At 69.1% G+C, this 19,274-nt stretch carries 12 protein-coding genes and 4 pseudogenes; 8 read left to right on the top strand and 8 right to left on the bottom strand.

The genetic code is table 11. From position 1 onward, the window contains the following. Positions 1-202 precede the first annotated feature (202 nt). The 4 genes from ACGFWI_RS37150 to ACGFWI_RS37165 all read right to left on the bottom strand — a co-directional run bounded on the left by ACGFWI_RS37150 (position 203) and on the right by ACGFWI_RS37165 (position 6,351). Positions 203-418: a hypothetical protein gene (locus tag ACGFWI_RS37150; RefSeq protein WP_393910494.1), complete on the bottom strand. Its 216-nt coding sequence runs from the start codon at positions 416-418 to the stop codon at positions 203-205. Positions 419-953: 535 nt separating this feature from the next. Further along, positions 954-3,695 carry an AAA family ATPase gene (locus tag ACGFWI_RS37155; RefSeq protein WP_393910495.1) on the bottom strand — a complete coding sequence of 914 codons (2,742 nt, stop codon included), beginning with the start codon at positions 3,693-3,695 and terminating at the stop codon, positions 954-956. A 675-nt stretch (positions 3,696-4,370) separates the two neighbouring features. Continuing rightward, positions 4,371-5,093 (bottom strand): dienelactone hydrolase family protein, encoded by a 723-nt coding sequence (locus ACGFWI_RS37160; RefSeq protein ID WP_393910496.1) that lies wholly within the window; start codon positions 5,091-5,093, stop codon positions 4,371-4,373. Between the two features lie 604 nt (positions 5,094-5,697). Further along, on the bottom strand, positions 5,698-6,351 hold the full coding sequence (locus tag ACGFWI_RS37165; RefSeq protein WP_393910497.1) for a MerR family transcriptional regulator: 654 nt from the start codon (positions 6,349-6,351) through the stop codon (positions 5,698-5,700). Positions 6,352-6,572: 221 nt separating this feature from the next. Here ACGFWI_RS37165 and ACGFWI_RS37170 point away from each other — a divergent pair, with 221 nt between their 5' ends. The 3 genes and pseudogenes from ACGFWI_RS37170 to ACGFWI_RS37180 all read left to right on the top strand — a co-directional run. Then, positions 6,573-7,487, top strand: a complete 915-nt coding sequence (locus ACGFWI_RS37170) for a hypothetical protein (protein WP_393910511.1) — start codon at positions 6,573-6,575, stop codon at positions 7,485-7,487. Then, positions 7,484-7,948, top strand: coding sequence for an ABA4-like family protein (locus ACGFWI_RS37175; RefSeq protein WP_393910498.1), 465 nt, complete (start codon positions 7,484-7,486; stop codon positions 7,946-7,948). Before ACGFWI_RS37170 ends, ACGFWI_RS37175 begins: the two co-directional genes overlap by 4 nt. Before the next feature lie 193 nt (positions 7,949-8,141). Then, positions 8,142-8,411: pseudogene (locus tag ACGFWI_RS37180) on the top strand (transposase family protein); the annotation flags it as partial. A gap of 283 nt (positions 8,412-8,694) precedes the next feature. Here ACGFWI_RS37180 and ACGFWI_RS37185 read toward each other — a convergent pair. Further along, positions 8,695-10,110 (bottom strand): MFS transporter, encoded by a 1,416-nt coding sequence (locus ACGFWI_RS37185; protein WP_393910499.1) that lies wholly within the window; start codon positions 10,108-10,110, stop codon positions 8,695-8,697. Positions 10,111-10,570: 460 nt separating this feature from the next. Next, complete coding sequence (locus ACGFWI_RS37190) at positions 10,571-11,416, bottom strand: oxidoreductase (RefSeq protein WP_393910500.1); 846 nt, start codon at positions 11,414-11,416, stop codon at positions 10,571-10,573. 109 nt (positions 11,417-11,525) lie between these two features. Here ACGFWI_RS37190 and ACGFWI_RS37195 point away from each other — a divergent pair, with 109 nt between their 5' ends. Beyond that, positions 11,526-12,440 carry a LysR substrate-binding domain-containing protein gene (locus ACGFWI_RS37195; protein ID WP_393910501.1) on the top strand — a complete coding sequence of 305 codons (915 nt, stop codon included), beginning with the start codon at positions 11,526-11,528 and terminating at the stop codon, positions 12,438-12,440. 242 nt (positions 12,441-12,682) lie between these two features. Here ACGFWI_RS37195 and ACGFWI_RS37200 read toward each other — a convergent pair. Then, positions 12,683-12,838 (bottom strand): annotated as a pseudogene (locus ACGFWI_RS37200) (TetR/AcrR family transcriptional regulator); the annotation flags it as partial. A gap of 305 nt (positions 12,839-13,143) precedes the next feature. On the opposite strand from ACGFWI_RS37200, the gene ACGFWI_RS37205 reads away from it, so the two are divergent. After that, positions 13,144-14,463, top strand: coding sequence for a DUF4419 domain-containing protein (locus tag ACGFWI_RS37205; RefSeq protein ID WP_393910502.1), 1,320 nt, complete (start codon positions 13,144-13,146; stop codon positions 14,461-14,463). A 609-nt stretch (positions 14,464-15,072) separates the two neighbouring features. Here ACGFWI_RS37205 and ACGFWI_RS37210 read toward each other — a convergent pair. Further along, a complete protein-coding gene (locus ACGFWI_RS37210; protein ID WP_393910503.1) occupies positions 15,073-16,542 on the bottom strand; it encodes an MDR family MFS transporter in 1,470 nt (489 codons plus the stop codon). A gap of 607 nt (positions 16,543-17,149) precedes the next feature. Between ACGFWI_RS37210 and ACGFWI_RS37215 the strand changes: the two are divergent. The 3 genes and pseudogenes from ACGFWI_RS37215 to ACGFWI_RS37225 all read left to right on the top strand — a co-directional run. After that, positions 17,150-17,296, top strand: a pseudogene (locus ACGFWI_RS37215) (transposase); the annotation flags it as partial. A gap of 9 nt (positions 17,297-17,305) precedes the next feature. Further along, positions 17,306-17,507 (top strand): annotated as a pseudogene (locus ACGFWI_RS37220) (hypothetical protein); the annotation flags it as partial. Positions 17,508-17,631: 124 nt separating this feature from the next. After that, positions 17,632-19,176 (top strand): FMN-binding glutamate synthase family protein, encoded by a 1,545-nt coding sequence (locus tag ACGFWI_RS37225; RefSeq protein WP_393910504.1) that lies wholly within the window; start codon positions 17,632-17,634, stop codon positions 19,174-19,176. Positions 19,177-19,274 lie beyond the last annotated feature (98 nt).

Raw genomic sequence — 19,274 nt, forward strand, 5'->3', positions numbered from 1 at the left:
CCTGTGCGACGGAACCGGGATGTCGCTTCCGCCCTCACGTTCCCACTGTCGTGGTTCCGGCCGGCCGATCTCGTGGTCCGTGTTGTGGTACTCCAGGTTGTGGTACTCCACGATTGCACTGGTCACGAGCGTCACATGAGGGTGAACAGCCTCCGACCCCGTGCACGCCTGCATGGTGAAACGGCGTCAGCCGAGGTGCTGGTTACGTCTGGCGTACGTTGCGGCGGCGTGGACGAAGCACCACGAAGACGAACACCGACTCAACTCCGCCGTGTTGGCCAGTCTGATTCCCGGAGAGGTGCTTCCCGCCACCGAACTGCTCGATCCTCTCGGCGCCCTGGGCCTTACGTCCCTGGCCGAACTTCAAACACCAGCGGCGCACGGTCCCGTAGGCGACGGTCACGCCGCGCTGGAGCATCAGCTCCTCGACCTGGCGGAACCTTCCTGCTCAGCAAGCGTATGCAGGCCGCCGCTTCTGGCATTTTCTCCCGCCGGTTCAGGACACGTACAGCCGATACCCGCCCCCAACGGCCGGAGTGCAGGAGTATGAGTCAAACAGCCCATGGGACTCGATGATGACCACCACCGCTAAAGCTTGGCACTGTTTGAAGGTCTTGGTGTGACCCGCGTACCCCAGGGCAGACACCGGACCCGCACTTGCCTCTGTCGTTCGGGCAGACGCCGAAGCCGTATCCGCCTGCGCCGTCCCCAGGCCGATGGCGGTGGTCGCCGCGATACCGGCCAGGACGACTGCTGCCTTGGTGAACTCCTTGCGCATTTCTTCCTCCGAATGGTTTTGGTGAACTCCGGGGCGGTTGTCCCGGACGCGTGTTCATCCTCGGCGCTGCCGCACTGCGGTCGCATCGGCGAACATCGCCTATATCTCTCGGTCGGGAGGCCGGAGGTATAGGCGAACATCGCCTGCACCTCTCGGGCGCACGGCGGCCCGGGGGTCAGGGAAGCTGCATGTCCCTGAGCTGGCGGCGGGAGGTGATGCCCAGCTTGCGGAAGATGTTGCGCAGGTGCGCGTCGATGGTGCGCGGGCTCAAGAACAGCTGCGCGCCGACCTCCTTGGAGGTGGCCCCGGTGGCCACCCGCCGCGCGATGTGCAGCTCGTGGGCGGTAAGCGCATCGGTCGGCCGGGCAGTTGGCTTGTGTGGCCGCTCGCCGGTGGCGCGCAGCTCACGGGCGGCGCGGGCGGCGAATGCCTCTGCGCCCATGCCGGACAGCAGTTCGTGGGCGGTGCGGAGTTGCTCGCGGGCGGCCTGACGCCGGCCTTCGCGGCGCAGCCATTCGCCGTAGACCAGGTGGGCGCGGGCGAGATGGGTCACCATCCGGCAGCACCCAAACCGCTCGATCGCCTCGCGATACAGCGCCTCGGCGACCGGCCCGGTGCTGGTCAGCGCTCGCGAGCGCGCCTCAAGACCGAGCGCCCACTGCGTGCCGCTGGCGCGAGTTCGCGAGCTGAGCAGCTCCAGCGCGGCGGCCGCCGAGGCTGGTTCACCGGCGCGGACGGCCGCCTCGATGAGCTCGGGCAGGGCCAGGTTGCTGTGCTCCAGCTCGTCGGAGTCGCTCGGGCCTGCTGCGGCGTCGAACGCGGCGCGGTAGGCGCCCAGGCCGTTGTGTAGCACGGCCAGCGTGTACTGGGCCACGGTGACCACCGCGCCCTCGCCCCGCCGGGTCGCGTCCTGGACCATGGCCGCGTACAGCTCGGAGGTTTCGGCCTGCCGGCCGCGCCAGCCGGCGAGCAGGATCCCGGTGACTGTGCCGGTCGCCGGCTGGATCGCGGTGGCCTCGGCGACGAGCTCGGCGGCGTGGGCGAGCTCGCCGGTGTGTACGAGCACGACGGCGAAATAGTCAAGCGCGGCGGGCAGCTCGGACAGTGCGCCGGCTTCGCGGGCGAGCCGGACGCGGCGGCCGGCCAGCTCATACACCGTCTCGTCGTCGAACAGCGCCACCGCGACGCGGCTGCCCAGCCACAGCCAGCGGCGGCTGTCGTCCGCTGCCGCGGTGCGGGGATCGCGATCGTGGTTGCCGAGCGCCCCCAGTGCCCGCCGCAGGCTGGGCACGCTCGCCTCGTATCCCTGCGTGGACCTGGTCACCAGCCCGTCGAGCAGTAGGTCTACCACCCCTGGCGAGTGTGGCGTTGCGGGCGCGGTCTGGGCGGCTTGGGCCACCTCCAGCACCCTGCGACCGCGGCCGAAGGAATCAGCGACGACGGCCGCCTCGAGTGCCTGCAGGTAGGTCTGGCGGGCCATCGCGACATCCAGCGGGACGAGCGTCTTGGCCGCGTCCAGCAGCATCCCGGGCACGTTGCTGCCCCGGGTGGTATCGAACGCGATCTGGGCGCGCAGCAGCTCCACCCGGGCGCGTCCCATCGGATCCAGCGGTACGGCCGCCGCAACCGTCAGCAGCTCCAAGGCGGCTTCGGGCGCGCCGGCCTGGTGCGTGGCGTGTGCGGCGGCCAGCGCCCGGCGTGCACGGTCGGCGGGTTCGGGGGTCAGCACCACCGCTTGTTCCAAGAACGCGGCCGCGGCGGCCGGCCCGCCGCGGGCCCATGCCCGGCCGGCCAAGCGCTCCAGCTCCACCGCGATCGTCTCGTCGGCCCCGAGCGTGGCCTGCGCGCGGTGCCAGGCGCGGTGGTCGGGGTCGGCCTGCGGGTCCGTCGCCGCAGCCAGTGCGTGGTGCACGCGCCGCCGGTCAGACGGTGCGGCGGCACGGTAGACCGCCGAGCGCACCAGCGGATGCAAGAACCGCACCCGGGCGCCGATCTCCAGCAACTCCGCCGCCTTCGCCGGTGCAGCTGCCTCGGCGTCGATGCCCAGGTACTCGGCCGCACCCCGCAGCAGCGCCGTATCGCCGAGCGGCTCAGCCGCCCCGACCAGCAGCAGCAACTGCGTCTCGGCCGGCAGGCTGTGTGACCGGCGCTGGAAGCTCTCCTCGATCCTGCGCGGCACGCTCAGTGCATCCGGCAGCCCAAATCCACCCGCCAGCTTCGCCGGCCCTGCGCCCCGAGGCAGCTCCAGCAGCGCTAGCGGGTTGCCCCGCGCTTCGGCGATGATCCGGTCACGTATCCGCTCATCCAGCGGTGTCCTGACCCCGGTGGCGAGCAACGCCTGCGCATCCGCTTCACCGAGCCCGTCCAAGCCCAGCTCCAGCAGCCCAGCGAAGGGGTGAGCGTCGCTCGGGTCGGGGCTGTGGTCGCGCAGCGCGAGCACCAGCGCCACCCGCTCGGCGTCCACCCGCCGCGCTACGAACGCAAGGGTCTGTGCGGAGGCCGCATCCAGCCACTGCGCATCGTCCACCAAGCACAGCAGCGGGCGTTCCTCGGAGACCTCGGCCAGCAGACTCAAGCTGGCCAGTCCGACCAAGAACCGGTCCGGCGGGTCCTCCCCGGCACGCAGCCCGAACGCCACACCCAAGGCGGCCTGCTGCGGTTCGGGCAGCGCACCCAGCCGGTCCAACAACGGCGCACATAACTGGTGCAGGCCCGCGAACGCGAACTCCATCTCGGACTCCACACCGGCCGCACGCTCCACCCGGAACCCCGACGCGGCGCCACGGGCATACTCCAGTAACGCGGTCTTACCGATACCGGCCTCACCGCGCACCACCAGCACGCCGCTGCGCCTCGACCGCACGTCCGCGAGTAGCCGTTCGATCGCCTTACGCTCGGCGCGCCGGCCTAGAAGCATCGTTTGGTTCTCCTGTGGGCACCGGCTGACGCTCGGCCGGGCCGATACCCCGTCTGCGTCCATCACACGCTCGGCCAACCGAAGCCTGGCGATTCCTTTCCCTTAGGCAAGTCGTCGCCCATGCGAAGGCATCTACCGGACCCGGCCCTTCAGCGCTGGACAGTGGTAACGAGACCCTGCCCCGGCCGCGTGGACGGTCCGGCCACCCGCGTGCCGGGCGCGGTCCAGCAGCGTGACAGCGCTCAAGACTTACGTTCGCATTGTATCCGTCGGCGAGTGACCGCATACGAGGTAGCTCGGCGATCCGGACACGCCGTCCGCCCATCCAAAAGCAGTTTCCCACCTCGCCTGTCGATCTTCGTGGACCAGGCCGCGGCTCCCGCAGGCCCGCAGGCCGGGGGGAGTACGTGAGCGACTCCGACAACGCGGCGAGGTGCGGTGGCCAGCCGCGGCGCCGGCTTTATTCACGAGGACCGACATCACCTGTACACGAGATGGGGCAGCACTCGAAGCTCTGCCAAAATCGCACGGTTCATGGCTCAGGGCACGGCGGGCCTCTGCCTGGTTGGCAGAGGCCCGCCGTGCAGAGAGTTGAGGAGAGCCGGGACCTGTCCTCGACGAGCGGCATCCTGGCCGATACCGTCTACCCTCTGCTGTCGGCCTGGCGGCCCGCCCTCACTTCAGGTGCCGGCCGAAGAACCGGTCCCCGTCCTCCCGCTCGAACCACGGGGTGCCGAGGTGCCCGCCCAGATTGGCGTGCAGCGTCTTCTCCTTGCTGCCGAAGGCGTCGAACAGGTCCAGGGCGCGTTGCCGGGGGTTCCCTTCGTCGTCCCACTGCAGCAGGAGCAGCAGGGGGATGGTGACCTGCCGGGCCTCCTCGCGCTGGGCGCGGGGCACGTAACCCCCGGCGAAGAAACCGGCGGCCGCGATACGCGGCTCGACCACCGCCAGCCGAATGCCGAGGGCGGTCCACCCCGAGTACCCGACCGGCCCGCCGATCTCGGGCAGCGCAAGGAGGGCGTCCAGAGTGGTCCGCCATTCCGGGACCGCCTTTTCGACCAGCGGGCCGATGAAGGACTCGAAGATCTCATCGACCGGCTCGCCGGCCGCCATCGCCCGGCGGAGGTCGGCGCGAGCCTGCTCATCGACGGCGGAACGGGGCCGGTCACCGCACCCGGCGGCGTCGATGGAGGCCACCGCGTAGCCGTACGCCGCGGACAGCCGGGCCCGGGCCACCAGCCGGGGTTCTCCCTTGGGCAGGCCGTTGTTGTGGGCCATCAGGATCAGCGGAGCCGGTGCGGCGGATGCAGGCATCCACAGGGTGCCGGGGATCTCACCGAGGGTGAATTCGCGTTCGAGGACCCCGTCGTCGAGGTGCTGTTCGGAAGTGAATTGCATGGTCGTGCCTTTCGGGAGTGCTCTTGAACGGCGCTCCCAGACGACCTATCGCCCGACCGTGACCCCGGAGGGGAGCACCCATGTCGATACAGCGTTCACGGGTACCACCTCCTCGTTCTCTCGCACGGCCGCCGGAAAGCTAGCAGTGGCCGCCGCGGCCCGGCAACGGGTTTTTACGGAGGCTCCGTGGCCGGATGTCACAGAGCCGAACACGCAAAGCTACTTGGGCCTCATCTCGGCTTCCCGAGGTGAAGCCCTGTGGCAACGGGGCGCGCTGGGGGTGCTGTCGTTTCTCGTGAACATCGAACCCGACGCGCCGCCGACGCCTCCCAATCTCGTGTACAGGTGCTGTCGGTTCTCGTGCACAAAGCCAGCCCGAAATTGGCGAGTGAGGCTGCGGTGGGAGAGTGCCTGGAAAACCGCGGAAGCCAGGCCACGCCGCACCTGTTCACGATCGGCTGCAGCAGCATCAAAGCCCTCTACAAGATCGCGACGCATCCCGGCTACGACGAGGAATGCCGGCCCGGCCCGAATACGACACTTGCAAGGAACGAGGCGGCGGCATCGGGGTCCCGGGCACGGTCCTTTTCCAACTTGCGCTGGGTCAGCTCTTCTTCTGCTCCGGCGGCCCATCCGTGCCGTACAGCTTCGCCGAGGCGTCCACATGGGCCAGCCTGCGCAGCGCGTTGAACACCGCCTCACCCAGTACGGTTCCGATCACCACACTCTCCACCATGTCCTCGACCGACACCCGTCGGTCCACGTACCCGAGGTCGGCGCGGGCGACCTGCTCGGCGGCGTCGGCGTAGTCGTCGAGTACCTCGACGAACGCCCCGTGCCCCAACCGGGCCATGGAGGCAAGGGCCTTGGACAGGTCGGCTGCGGCGGGGTCCGACTCGTGCGTCCGCCAGCCACGTCGGGAGACGAGGTCGACGACGACGGCATGCGCGGCCGCCGACTCGGTGTCGTCGTGCTCGATGCTTGCGTTGCCGAGTCGGTCCGCGGCGGCACCGAGCACTTTGTGCAGCGGACGCGCCGGATCGTCGATGGCGGTCAGTACGTCCGCGATTTCGACCACCTTCATGCCGCCCACATCGAGCAGGGCGCGGATGAGCCGCAGCCGGCGCTCGTGCGCCTCGCCGTAGGTCGCTTGATTCGGGCTGGTCAGCTCACCCGGAGGCAGCAGCCCTTCACGGATGTAGTACTTGATCGTCGGTACCGGCACTCCGGTTGTTCGGCTCAACTCTGCGATTCGCACTGCGGGTTCACTCCTTGGCCTTCGCCCTGCTCACCTCGCCGGCCCTTGCCAGCTTCGCCTCCATCATAGATAGTTGGGCTATCAGATAGCAGATAGCACTGCTATCCATAAGGGGGGTATCCATGTCTTCGTTACTTCCGTCTTCGTGGTCTGTGCCGTCGTGGTGGCCTTCGGCTCCATGGCGGTCGTGGCATCGGCCGCTGGTGCTGTTCTCGGCGGCCATGGTGGTGATGGCGGTCGTATCGGCCGTGGGGCTCGTAGCCGACGACCGCGTGCTGGTGGGCGCGCCGATCTGGTTCAAGCCGTTCAAGTTCTCGGTCTCCTTCGTGGCGTACTGCCTCTCCCTGGCCTGGATGCTTTCGCTTCTCCCCCGAGGTCGACGCGTGGGCTGGTGGGCCGGGACGGTCGTCGCGCTGGCCAGCCTCGTCGAGATGGTGATCATCGCCGGGCAGGCGATGCGCGGGAAGCGCAGCCACTTCAATCACGAAACGCCCTTCGACGAGGCGCTGTTCAACACGATGGCCGTCACGGTCGTCATCCTGTGGCTCGGCACGCTCGCCGTCGCCGTGCTGTTGCTCCGCGCCCGAATCGCCGACCGTGCGTCCGCCTGGGCGATGCGCTCGGGCATCGTTCTGGCGCTGGCCGGGGCTGCCGTCGGATTCCTGATGTCACAGCCCGCGCCGGGGCAGCGGCGCGGCGTCTCCAAGGTGGTCGGCGCGCACAGCGTGGGCGTGCCGGACGGCGGTCCCTCCATGCCGCTGACCGGCTGGTCGACGACCGGCGGAGATCTGCGGATCCCGCACTTCGTCGGTATGCATGCACTGCAGCTCCTGCCGCTGCTGGTCATGGTGCTGACCGCCCTCGCACCGCGCTTCGCCCGCCTTGCCGACGACCGGGTACGGCTGCGCCTGGTGCTGCTCGCCTCGGGCGTGTACGCCGCCGCCTTCGCTCTGGTCCTCTGGCAGGCGCTGCGGGGTCAGCCGCTGATCCAGCCGGACGGCGTGACGCTGACGGTGGCCGGCCTGATCCTGGTGGCCGTCATTCTCGGGGCGTACGGGTCCCTGCGGGTTCCGACTCCCCTTGCGGGCAAGACAACTGCTGAAGACGTCAGTGCCTCGAAGGAGCTCGTGTCATGACCGGATTCCTCTTCGAGCTCTCCTTCTGGCTGGCCGCACCCGTCTGGCTGCTCATAATCTTTGCCCCCGCGTGGGGCCCGACCGCCCGCATCGCCGGGTCACCGGTGACCGTGGTGCCCGTACTGCTCGTCTATCTCGCGCTCGCTGTCCCGGTGTTCCCCGAACTCTGGACCGCGGTCAGCAGCCCGGACCTCGGCACCTTCCGCGAGCTGACGGCACTCGAGGACGGCGCGGGAGCCATCTGGTCGCAGGTCATTGCCTGGGATCTCCTCATCGGGCAGTGGATGTACCGGGAGGCCAGACGGCTCAGGATCCCCGCTCTGCTGATGGGGCCCCTGCTCGCCTTCACGATCCTGCTGTCGCCCTTCGGGCTGCTGGTGTTCCTGGGGCTGCGATCGGCGAGGGTACGGCGTTCGACCCGCGACGACCTCGCGGTTGCCGCGTCCCGCGGAGCCACGTAGGCCGAGCACGGCCCAGCCTCGCCCGCCACAGACGGCTGATCAGCAGAGCGAGCCCACTTTGGGCCCCGGAAACGGAAAGTGACCTCAACCTGACTGTATGCGGCGGGAGTTGGGTCAGAGGCGGTGTCCATGTGGAGAAGCTCCTGGTAGACGGATGATTGTCGAGATCAGCTGTCCAGCCAGGAGCCCTCGCGTGCTCGTCTACCCATCGAGGATCGATCTGTCCACCTCGACCCCGCGCTTCCTCACCCGCTAGCCGGCCGCACGGCATCGTGCGCAGGCGCGCGGTGGAGGCGACTGCCCGCAGGAGGCCAGGCGCTGCTGGTGCTGGCACATCTGCGCTGGGGACACCTACGCCCGGCTCGCCGTTGGCTTCGGCGTCGGGATCGCCACGGTCTACCGGTACGTGACCGAGGCCGTCGAGGTCCTGGCGGCGCTGGCTCCGGATCTGCCAGCCGTCGTCCGGCACTGCGGCCACCAAGGCGTTCGTCATCAGCCAACGCCACGGACGCGACAGGTTCCGGCTCGGCGGGACGATCACGGCGGGTGCGGTGCGTGCTGCGCCCGTTTGCCGGCGAGCGCAGGGCCGAGCACGCGCTTGAGCTCGAGCAGCGCTTCCGCCAACGCCCGGGCGTGACCGTCGTAGCCGGTTGTCCGTTGGGCTGGTGCATCCATTCCTGCTGCGCCGTCAGGCGACATCCAGACCAGTCACTCCCGCGTCCCGGAACCCAGGCCCGCAACAAGCCTCACGCCTCCTCGTCCCGGCGCCCATCCCGCGGCAGCGTGAGCGTCGCGCCGGCCGTCAGTACGAGCCCGGCCGCCGCGATCAGCATGCTCCACCGCATCCCGGCCAGGAACGTGTCCGCCCCCGCCAGCAGCGCCCCGAAGACCGCCACCGCGATCGCCCCGCCGACCTGGCGGCCAGTGTTGAGCACCGCGGCCGCGGTGCCTGCCCGGTCCGCGGGCACGGCGTCGAGCAGCATCGCGGTCAGCGCCGGCACCGTCAGCGCCCCGCCGAGACCGACCGGCACCATCAGCGCCGCCACCACCCACACGTTGGTGTGCGCGCCGACTGTGAGCAGCGCCAGCAGGCCGGCGGTCCCGAGCAGTTGTCCCGCGACCATCGGCACCCGCGGGCCGAACAGTCCGGCCAGCTTGGCCGAGGCCAGGTTCACCACTGCGACCAGTGCCGTCATCGGAATGAACATCAGGCCCGCGTGCAGCGCGGACTGCCCGCGCTCCTGCTGCAGATACAGGCTGAAGATGAACACCCCGCCGTAGTAGGCGGCATTGAGCATGAAGCCGACCATCAAGGACACCGCCACCACCCGCGAGCGGAACAGCAGCAGCGGGAGCATCGGGTGCGAGCCCTTCGCCTGCGCGGCGAGGAAGGCAGCTGCCGCGGCCGCGGCCACCAGCAGCGATACCACCACGGGTGGCCGGCCGAAGCCCTTGTCGCCGCCCTCGATCACGCCGTACGTCAGCGCGCCCATCGCGACCACCGCCGTCACCTGCCCGACCAGGTCCAGCCGTGCGGGCAGCCGCGGGGAGACCGGCACGCGCGCGAGCAGGGCGAGCGCCAGCAGGCCCGCCGGGAGATTGACGAAGAAGATCCACCGCCAGCCCACGGAAGCGGTGAGCGCCCCGCCGACCACCGGCCCGGCCGCCACCGCGACCGCGCCGCCCACGGTCCAGATGGCGATGGCCCGAGCCCGCTTCGCCTGGTCCGGAAAGCCCTGCCGGACCAGGGCGAGGGACGCCGGCATCATCACCGCCGCCGCACCCCCCTGCACCAGTCGCGCCGCCACCAGTACGCCGAGCCCGGGTGCGAGCCCGCACGCGGCCGAGGCCAGCGCGAAGAGCACCAGGCCGCCGCCGTACGCCTGCCGGGCCCCGATACGGTCGGAGAGGGCGCCTGCGGAGAGCATCAGGGCGGCGAATATCAGCGTGTAGCCGTCCACCACCCACTGCAGGCCGGACATGCCGCCGCCGAGGCTGCGGCCGATGTCGGGCAGTGCGACGGTGACGATCAACGCGTCCAGCGAGATGAGGAAGAAGCCCAGCAGGGCGGCACCGAGCACCACGGTGGATCTACCACGGGCCGCCTCCGGCGCATCGGCTGCGGCGCCGGAGGCAGCGGAGGACTTGAGTAAGGATTTCATGAGGGAACTCCTGAGGCCTTCTTGAAGGTGTGCAATCGAGAGGGGAGGTCAGGGGCGACCACTGACAGGCCCGCTGGTAGCGGGAGCACCCTGGCGCGGTGAAGTGAGCGGACGCCGGGCGGCGAGAGCTCCGCCGCCCGGCGTAGCGGTACGTTCCTGACAGCCGGCTGCCTGTGCGGGCAGGTCCTTGCTGCCGTCACCCCAAGTAGCCGTCATCACCACCGAGGTGATCATCCAAACGGCCAGGGTCGCTCGGGCGATTTCCCCGACCTCCTCGCCTTCGGCCCTACCTGGATGCCGCCGACCTGCGGCGGGCAGAGACGCGTGCGGATTCGCCCGACGGCCCGCCAGCGAGACGGCGTTGACCTGGGCGTCCGTGATCCGGGTGGCGTTGTCGATGCCAGGACCGCAGAGGAACGGGTTCTGCCTGCGCTGACAGGTCCCGCGCCGCCCTGGACCGTCACTGAGTGTCGAGGTCCGTCCCTCGAGAGACCTTCTCCCACACGGCGAGCTCGGCCCGCACCGAGTCCAGGTGCCCGACGAGGAAGTCCACCGCGTCGCCGCCGAGGGCGAGCCGCAGCGGGGTTTTCTCGGCGTCCAGGGCCAGCCGGATCGCCGCCGCGGCCTTCACCGGGTCCCCGGGCTGGGTGCCGTCGCCATCCTGCAGCAGCTTCCGGGTGGCGCCGACCTTCTCCGCGTACGCCGGGTGCTCCTGGGAGAAGTAGGCCGCGCCCTTGCCGAACAGGTTGGTGCGGAAGGCGCCGGGTTCCACGATCAGCACCTTGATGCCGAACGGCGCCACTTCGTCGGCCAGGCCCTCCGACAGCTGCTCCAGCGCCGCCTTGGTCGCGCTGTACGCGGAGAACCCGGCGAAGGACAGCTGTCCGCCGAAACTGCTGATGTTCACGATCGATCCGCTGCCCCGCTCCCGCATCTGCGGAAGCAGCGCCCGGGTCAGCCGCGCCGGGCCGAACACGTGCAGCTCGAACAGGTCGCGCAGCTCCCGGTCGGTGGTCTCCTCGAATGCCCCGACCTGCGTGCGCCCGGCGTTGTTCACCAGCACGTCCACCCGGCCGTAGCGAGCCAGGACGTCAGCGGCCACCACGTCGATCTGCCCGCCGTCGGTAACGTCCAGGCCGATCGCCTCCACGCGGTCGGGGTGTGCGGCGACCAGGTCGGCCAGCACCTCGGTCCGTCGGGCCGTGCCGACCACCGTGTCACCGGCGGCGACCGCGGCCTCGGCGATGGCCCGCCCGAAACCGCTGCTCGCACCGGTGACCAGCCATACCTTGCCGTTTTCGGTCATCTCTTCGTCTCCCGTAATCAACTGCCGTTCGGGACCCGCCCGCTGACAGCTCCCATCCTTCGCCGGGATCCGGGACCACGTCCAAGACCTGTTGTGATAGCTATCAGTTATGGATGTCCATGGACGCGATCTGCGCTACTTCGCCGCAGTCGCCGAGGAGTTGAACTTCACACGGGCCGCCGAGCGGCTGTTCGTCTCTCAGCCCGCGCTCAGCAAGCAGATACGGATGCTGGAGAAGCAGCTCGGCGCGCGTCTGTTCCACCGGGACCGGCGAGTGGTGCGGTTGACCGTGGTGGGGGAAGCCCTGCTGCCGCACGCTCGCGGGATGCTGACCGCATGGGAGGCCGCCGAGGCGGCGGTGGAGCAGGCAAGGGCCGCCGAGCTGCACACCCTGGTGATTGGCATGTCCACCAGCCCGAGCCGCGGGCTGCTGCCCGCCTTGCGAACCCGGCTGGTCTCCCGGTATCCGCACGCACGGCCCGTCCTGCGGCAGGTCAACTGGGCTGACCCCAGTGCCGGGTTGGCGGAGGGGTCCAGCGATGTCGCCTTCGTCTGGCTGCCGCTGCCGGACGGCGACCGCTACCGGTATGCGGTGGTGGCCCAGGAGCCACGCCTTGTGGCACTGCCGCAGGGGCACCCCCTGGCGGCGCGGGCCGCAGCCGATAGCGAGGGGGCGGTGGACTTCACCGATCTCCTCGACGAGCCGTTCCTCGCCCTCCCCTCCGAGGCTGCTCCGCTGCGGGACTACTGGCTGGCCCTGGACGCCCGGGACGGTCGCGCGCCGCGGATAGGCGGGGTGGTGGGCAGCGCCGAGGAGACCCACGAGGCGGTCGCCAACGGCCAGGGCGTGGTACTTCTGGCCACCGGCAACGCCCCGCTGGTCGTCCGGGACGAGGTGATCGCCGTGCCAGTCCGGGGCATCTCCCCATCCCATCTGGCGGTAGCCGCCCGCCGGGACGACGAGCGGCCCTTGGTGGTGGCCTACCTGGCCGCGGCGGCAAAGGTGGGAGCCGGCACCTCCTGAACGGAGCCGCCCCCATGGTGCATTGGGTGAACCGGACGCCCGGGACGCCTTTGCTGGACAGTACACACAGGTTCCAGCGTGTTCGAGGCTCAGAATCCAGGAACCTGCGCGTTTTCGCGTTCGATCTGTTGCCCCTGGCGGGCGAGAACCTGCTGGCGCAGCCCTACCTCCGGCGCTGCGAGCGGCTGGATCGACCTGCGGCAGTGGCGCGACCGACCGCATCGCACTCGCGATCCGGCACGTCAGAGGATCTGGACCTCGATGTGGGCGAGTTGGGCGGCGAGGGTTTCTTCGAGTGCGGCGCGGCGGTCTGCTCCGAGGGGGCGCATGTCGCGGGCGAAGTGGGCCAGGGTGGGGAAGCGTTCGGGGGCGGCGCCGAGCACCGCGACGCGGAACTGTACGCGGACGACCTGAGCGGGCTCACCCCGGCGCTCGTGGTGGTGCCCACCGACTGGGCCTCGGGTGCTCTCCGCGCAGGCGGAGGTAAACGGCCCTTGGCCTTGGCCTTGGCCTTGGCCTTGGCCTTGGACCGATCCTTGGGGTCGGGGTGCTCTCTGTGCAGGCCATGGTGAGTCCGGGTGATGTGGCCAGCTGACAGAACGCCCTGTTACCGGTTGCCCGGTCACACGACGGGTGGGCCAGAGCCTACGATCTTCATGCCGCTTCTAGGATCGAGGTTCGATCACTGTTCCTGGGGGTGCGGATGGCTTTCGAGATAGACCTGCCGCTAGGCGAAGACGCCGATGCAGCGCGGCTCGCCGCCGAACTCACCGAACTCGGCAACGGGCGCTTCCTGCGGGCGGTGCTCCGCGACCAGGCCCACTTCCACCACCGCAGCACCGTCCGCCTCGTCGGCTGGTCCACTGGCGCACCGGAGAGCGACGAGCCCACCTCCAGCCTCCTTCTGCGCGCCGTCCACCTCTGCTTCACGGCCCACCTTCCGCTGAGCCTCTCGCCCGATCTGCTCTGGTACGCCGTCGTGCACGAGGTGGCCGTGCACGTCCGACTGAACTCCAGGTCGTACGAGGGAGTCTTCACTGACACGCCTGGGCATCAGCAGACCATCGCCATCCGCGACGACCTGGCCCCGCGGGACTGGGAGCACTCGATCAACCTGGTCCAACAGCCCCTGCGTGGCCGGATCGGCGACGAGGTGGCCGACCTGTTCCAGCCTGCCTTCTCGACCACCACCCCCACCGACGCCACGGCCGCGCTGGTGGCGCTGATGGATGTGGTCAGCCCGTACTACCGCTTTCGGTGGCAGACGCTCTGCGGCATTCCCCGGATCCGGTTGGAGGGCACGGATCGGGACTGGCGCCTGCTGGCGGCGCGGGTGCGGGAGCTGGAGGGGTGGTTCGAAGGCCTGCGGCCGTGGTTCACCGCCCTGCACCCGGTGCTGGACGCGATCTGCGCGACAACCTCAGGGTGGGGTGTCGACCACCACTTCTGGCGCTCGCTCTACAAGTGGGAGTCGGACTCCGGCGGCGACCGGGTCACGGGATGGATCACTGCCTTCTTCGCCCACCGGTACACCGACAACGGACCATGTCCCAAGCAGTCGTTCGGTGCGGGCACCACCCCCGAGGAGGACTTCCCCTCCCACGTCTCCCGTGTCCCGTTTCGCTGGGAGACCCCCGCCGGGACCCGCGAGATGGCCTTCCTCGGAGGCGTACTCGGCATCGAACGCAACGGCGAGTGGATCCGGCCCCAGCTCGGCCATGCCGTGGTCGAACTTCTCCCCGCCGCCGAGCACCGCGACGAGCACCTGCCCGAGCCCTGGACCTTGGCGGACGTCCAGCGCCTCACCGGCTGCCCGCAAGCCGACCTGCTCACCGTCCTCGGCACCGTCACCCACAACGGAACACCCCTCCAGGCCGGCTGCGCGATCAACCTGGACGGGATCTGCGCTGTCCAGGCCGACGACGGCGACTGGTACCTCGGCGACCTGGTCTCCGACGTCGGGGACATCCAATGCTGGGCCAGCTACGGTCCGGACCTCGGCAACGCGCTGCGAGCGCTCTAAGCGTCCTCTTCGCTCAATGGGGACGCACTCGGAAGTGTGCTTGCCCGGGTAGATTCGAGTCTGTGCGTAGCCGTTGCTGCTTGAGCTAATAAAGCGCAAACCGCTCCTAACGTTGCAGATCGCGAAGGGTGCTCTCCGCGCCAGCGGAGGTGAACCGGCGCCGGCCTGCGCTTCCTCGGGAATCTCGACGTGCTCTCCGCGCAGGCGGAGGTGGGCCGTGACCGCCATGCCACTGATCGCTACCGTGACGTGTTGCCGGCGCTGATCAATCTTCGGTGACAGGCCAAACTTCGCTGAGACGGGACAACCGGTGGCGGTTTGTCGTCACAGCCCGGTGTGTCCCGTCTCAGTCGATCTGGCCCCGGTCTCACATGAACTGGTCCGCTTCGCTCGTAGCCTCAGCTGATTTGGTCTGCCAGGTTGTTCGATGTGCCGTCTTGTGAGATCGCGCGCCTGTCTCACAAAATGTCTCCGGTGTGCGCAGGTCCGGGACAAGGCCAAGTGCACAGTCCGGCCAGGTTCAGGGCGAGGCCACGAACTGTTTGGCCGGTTCGCCACGGCCTGAGCTGTGGTTTCCGCAGCTCAGGTGGTCCGGGCTCCACCCAGCCCTCATGATCCGGTGGGCTGGTCCGCGGCGCTGCCGTGTTGGGCGTCAGCGGCCGCGATTCGGCGCGGCAGTTTCGCGGCAACGGCGATCGTCGCCAAGGTGAGAGCGGCGGCGATGCCAAAGGCCAGCTTCATCCCGCTCAGCTCTGCGGGCACGACGGGGACGCCGTCGGCGACCAGGTGACCGGTGCGCGCGGACATCACGGTCACCACAAGCGCGGTCCCGAGCGCTGCGGCGACTTGCTGCAACGTCCCGAGCATCGAGCTGCCGTGCGAGTACAGGTGCGGGGGAAGCGCGCCCATGCCAAGGGTGAAGACGGGGGTGAACGTCGCCGCCAGGCTCACCATCAGCAGCGCGTGCAGTCCTAGCACTTGCCAGTAGGGCATCGTCATCGAGACCTGGGTGAAACCGCCGAGGGCGAGCACCATGCCGATCGAGCCGGGCAGTACCAGCGGCCGACTGCCAAACCGGTCGAATATCTTTCCAACCGTCGGTCCAAGCAGTCCCATGGCCAGACCGCCCGGCATGACCAGCAAGCCGGTCTCCAGCGGGCTGAGCCCGCGCATGTTCTGCAGGAACAGCGGCAGAAGGATCATCGACCCGAGCATCGCCAGGAAACCGATGGATATGAGGGCCAGGGAAAGGCCGTAGGTGCGATGCCCGAGGATTCGCAGGTCCATCAGAGGCACGCCGGTGCGTTGCAGCTTGAGCTGGCGGATGACGAAAACCGCGATTGCCGCGACCCCGGCGATGACAATGCCGATGCCGATCCCGGCCCTGCCGTCGGTTTCGCCGAGAAGGCTCAGGCCGTACACCAGGCCGCCGAAGCCGAGCGCCGCCACGGAGACGCTGAGCCAGTCGATGGAGCTCACCTGCGGCTCGCTGATGTTGTCGACCTTGCGCAGCCCGAACAGGGTCACCAAAGCCGCGATGGGCAGGACGGCCACGAACAGCATGCGCCAGGAGCCGACCTGCAGGATCAGCCCGGACACGGCAGGTCCGAGCGCGGGCGCCACCGAGATCGCCAGGGTGACGTTGCCCATCACCCGGCCGCGGTCATGCTCGGGCACCACGATCATCAACGTGGTCATCAGCAGGGGCATCATCACGGCTGTACCTGCGGCCTGCACGATCCGCCCCAGCAGCAGCACCTCGAAGGACGGCGCGACGGCTGACAGCGCGGTACCCGCGAGGAACACGCCCATCGCGATGGCATAAGCCTGGCGGGTGGTGACCCGCTGCAGGAACCAGCCGGTGATCGGAATCACGGCGGCCATGGTCAGCATGAACGCGGTGGATACCCACTGCGCCGACTGCTGGGTGATGCGCAACGACTCCATCAACCGCGGGATGGCGTTGATCAAGATCGTCTCGTTCAGGATCACCACGAAAGTGGCCAGCACCAGCAGCCGCACCACGGTCGGTATGCGGCCCGCCTGCACGGCCGGTCGTTCTTGAATTGCAGCTGACATGGCAGCACCTCGCTGGGGTTCCTGGTCACAGTCGCCCCTCAGCCAGGGGCCGGCGGCACGAACGTGGGGGTGATTGTGGGAAGAGACCGGCATGCCTGGCAGAACTCATCGGTCGGCGCGAGTGTTTCGCATCGTCGCGCCAATCTCACCCGAATTTTCGCCTGCTCACGAGGGCATCCGTCGGCGACGCCGTCGCCGACGGCCCGCAGTCTATCGACGCCTGCTACGCCGCAGGGAACCTGCTTCAGGGCACTTCCCACCGCCTCGTCGTGAGGACCTCGAAGCCCGCCCAGACCACCAGCCGCTTCACCTACGCCAACTGGGAGGAGCACTCCCCCACCCCGAGCGAGGCGGCCCCGTAACTCGCCCACGTCACCACGACCAACACCGTCGACGGCGGCATCGAGGCTGCCGAGACCACCTGCGAGTACGCCATCGTCTACGTCACGGCCACTACACGTACGTTCACTGGCATATAGGTGCCGGCCGGGGTACACCGCTCCCAGCACGACCGCCGCGCCGAGGCCCGGTGGGCCGACCGGCACCAGGACGAGATCGTCGCCCCGGCGCCGGCTCCTGGCCGGCCCCGATCTGCAGCAGCGCGCCGACCGCGGGACGGACGGAGAATTGCCAGGTAGGCGTCTTCGTCGCCTATGCAGCCGGCGGCGGCCGGACACTGATCGACCGCCGGTTGTATCTACCCGCCTCCTGGACGGACGACCGCGAACGCTGTCGCAGAGCCGGTATCGACGAGGGGGCCGGCATGGAGCGCACCCAAGCCCGTCAGAACGCCTCTACCGGCTCGCACGCTGCTACGAACGCCGCACCAGCGTCATCAACGCCTTCTTCGGCCTCGCGGATGCCGTCGTGACCGTGCGTAGCCTTTTCGACGCGCCTGGACCACCACCGCTCGACGACCGCTGCCCGACGGCCCTGACCCCACAGCTGCCCGAGCGAGCCCCTAATATCATTTCGCGTTCACCGACGGACGCTGACGCCCGCGGGGTCGTGCCCGCCGCCCAACACCCGACACGACACGACGGCTCCACCGCATGGCAACGGAGTCGAGCATCGAGGAGAGGAACGTTCATGCGTGCCCGGAGCATCGCCACGGCCACCGCAACAGCATTGGCACTGGTGGCCGCCCGTGACCTTGTCCAGAAGAAGCACGCATTGCTCCGGAACTTCCCCGTGATCGGGCACGCCCGGTACCTGTTGGAGACGATCGGCCCGGAGCTGCGGCAGTACATAGTGACCTCCAACGACGAGGAGCGCCCGTTCAGTCGTGACCAGCGCACCTGGATCTACGCGTCGGCAAAAGGGGAGAACAACTACTTCGGGTTCGGAACCGACAACGACGTTGAGCACATACAGGGGCACGCATACCTGAAGCAGCGCACGTTCGCCGGCGCGCTGCCCGACGCGCACGACCCGCAGGCCCCACTGCCCTCAGCCAAAGTGCTGGGCGGGCCGCGTGGGCGCGCCAAGGCGTTCCGACCGGCGAGCGTGGTGAACATCTCGGCGATGAGCTTCGGATCGCTCTCCGGCGCGGCGATCACGGCGCTCAACGAAGGGGCGGCGCTGGCGGGCACCCTGCAGAACACGGGCGAGGGCGGTCTCTCGCCGCACCACCGCAACGGCGGCGACCTCGTCCTTCAAATCGGTACGTCCTACTTCGGCTGCCGCAACGAGGACGGCAGCTTCAACATCGACAAGCTCAAAGATGTGGTCGCCGGCGCCCCTGTCAAGGCGATAGAGATCAAGCTCTCCCAGGGCGCCAAGCCAGGGCTGGGCGGGATGCTTCCGGGCGCGAAGGTGACCCCGGAAATCGCCGAGATCCGCGGCATCCCGCTCGGCGAGGACTGCGCCTCTCCGTCGCGACACACCGCGTTCAGCAACGTCGACTCGATGCTCGACTTCGTCGAACTGCTCGCCACCGAGACCGGCCTGCCGGTCGGAATCAAGAGCGCGGTGGGAGAGATGGAGTTCTGGCAGGAGCTGGCCACACTCATGGCGCGTGGTGACCGTGGTGTCGACTTCGTGACCATCGACGGCGGCGAGGGTGGCACCGGGGCGGCGCCGCTGACCTTCTCCGACTCTGTGTCGCTGCCCTTCCGGATGGGATTCTCCAGGGTCTACGGCGCCTTCGCCGAGCTGGGGCTGACCGACGACCTGACCTTCATCGGCTCCGGCAAGCTCGGCCTGCCCGAGAACGCCGCGGTCGCCTTCGCTCTGGGTGCCGACATGATCAACGTGGCCCGTGAGGCGATGCTGTCGATCGGCTGCATCCAGGCGCAGAAGTGCCACACCGACAAGTGCCCCACCGGCATCGCCACCCAGAACCCGTGGCTGGCCCGCGGCCTCGACCCGACCTCGAAGGCCACCCGGGCCGCTGTCTACCTGCGCACCCTCCGCAGGGAGCTGATGAAGGTCTCGGCGGCCGTCGGCGTCGCCCACCCGGCACTCATCACGGCCACCGACATCGAGATCATGAACGGGGACTACGAGGCCCGCACCCTGGCCGGCGTCTACGGCTACAAGGACGGCTGGGGCGAGCTCGGCCCGCACCTCGCCGATGAGATCACTGCACTGCTCACCACCAAGCCGGCCTCCGTGCAGAAGCCGACCGTCTGACGCGCCGACAGCGACAAGCACCGCGCTCATGCTCTCCTTCTCGGAGGATGCGCGTGGCACCAGCCGGTGTTGCCCTCGTCTTCCCTGCCCGACACACA

The organism is Streptomyces sp. NPDC048434, from assembly GCF_043200375.1.
Classification (GTDB): Bacteria; Actinomycetota; Actinomycetes; order Streptomycetales; family Streptomycetaceae; genus Streptomyces.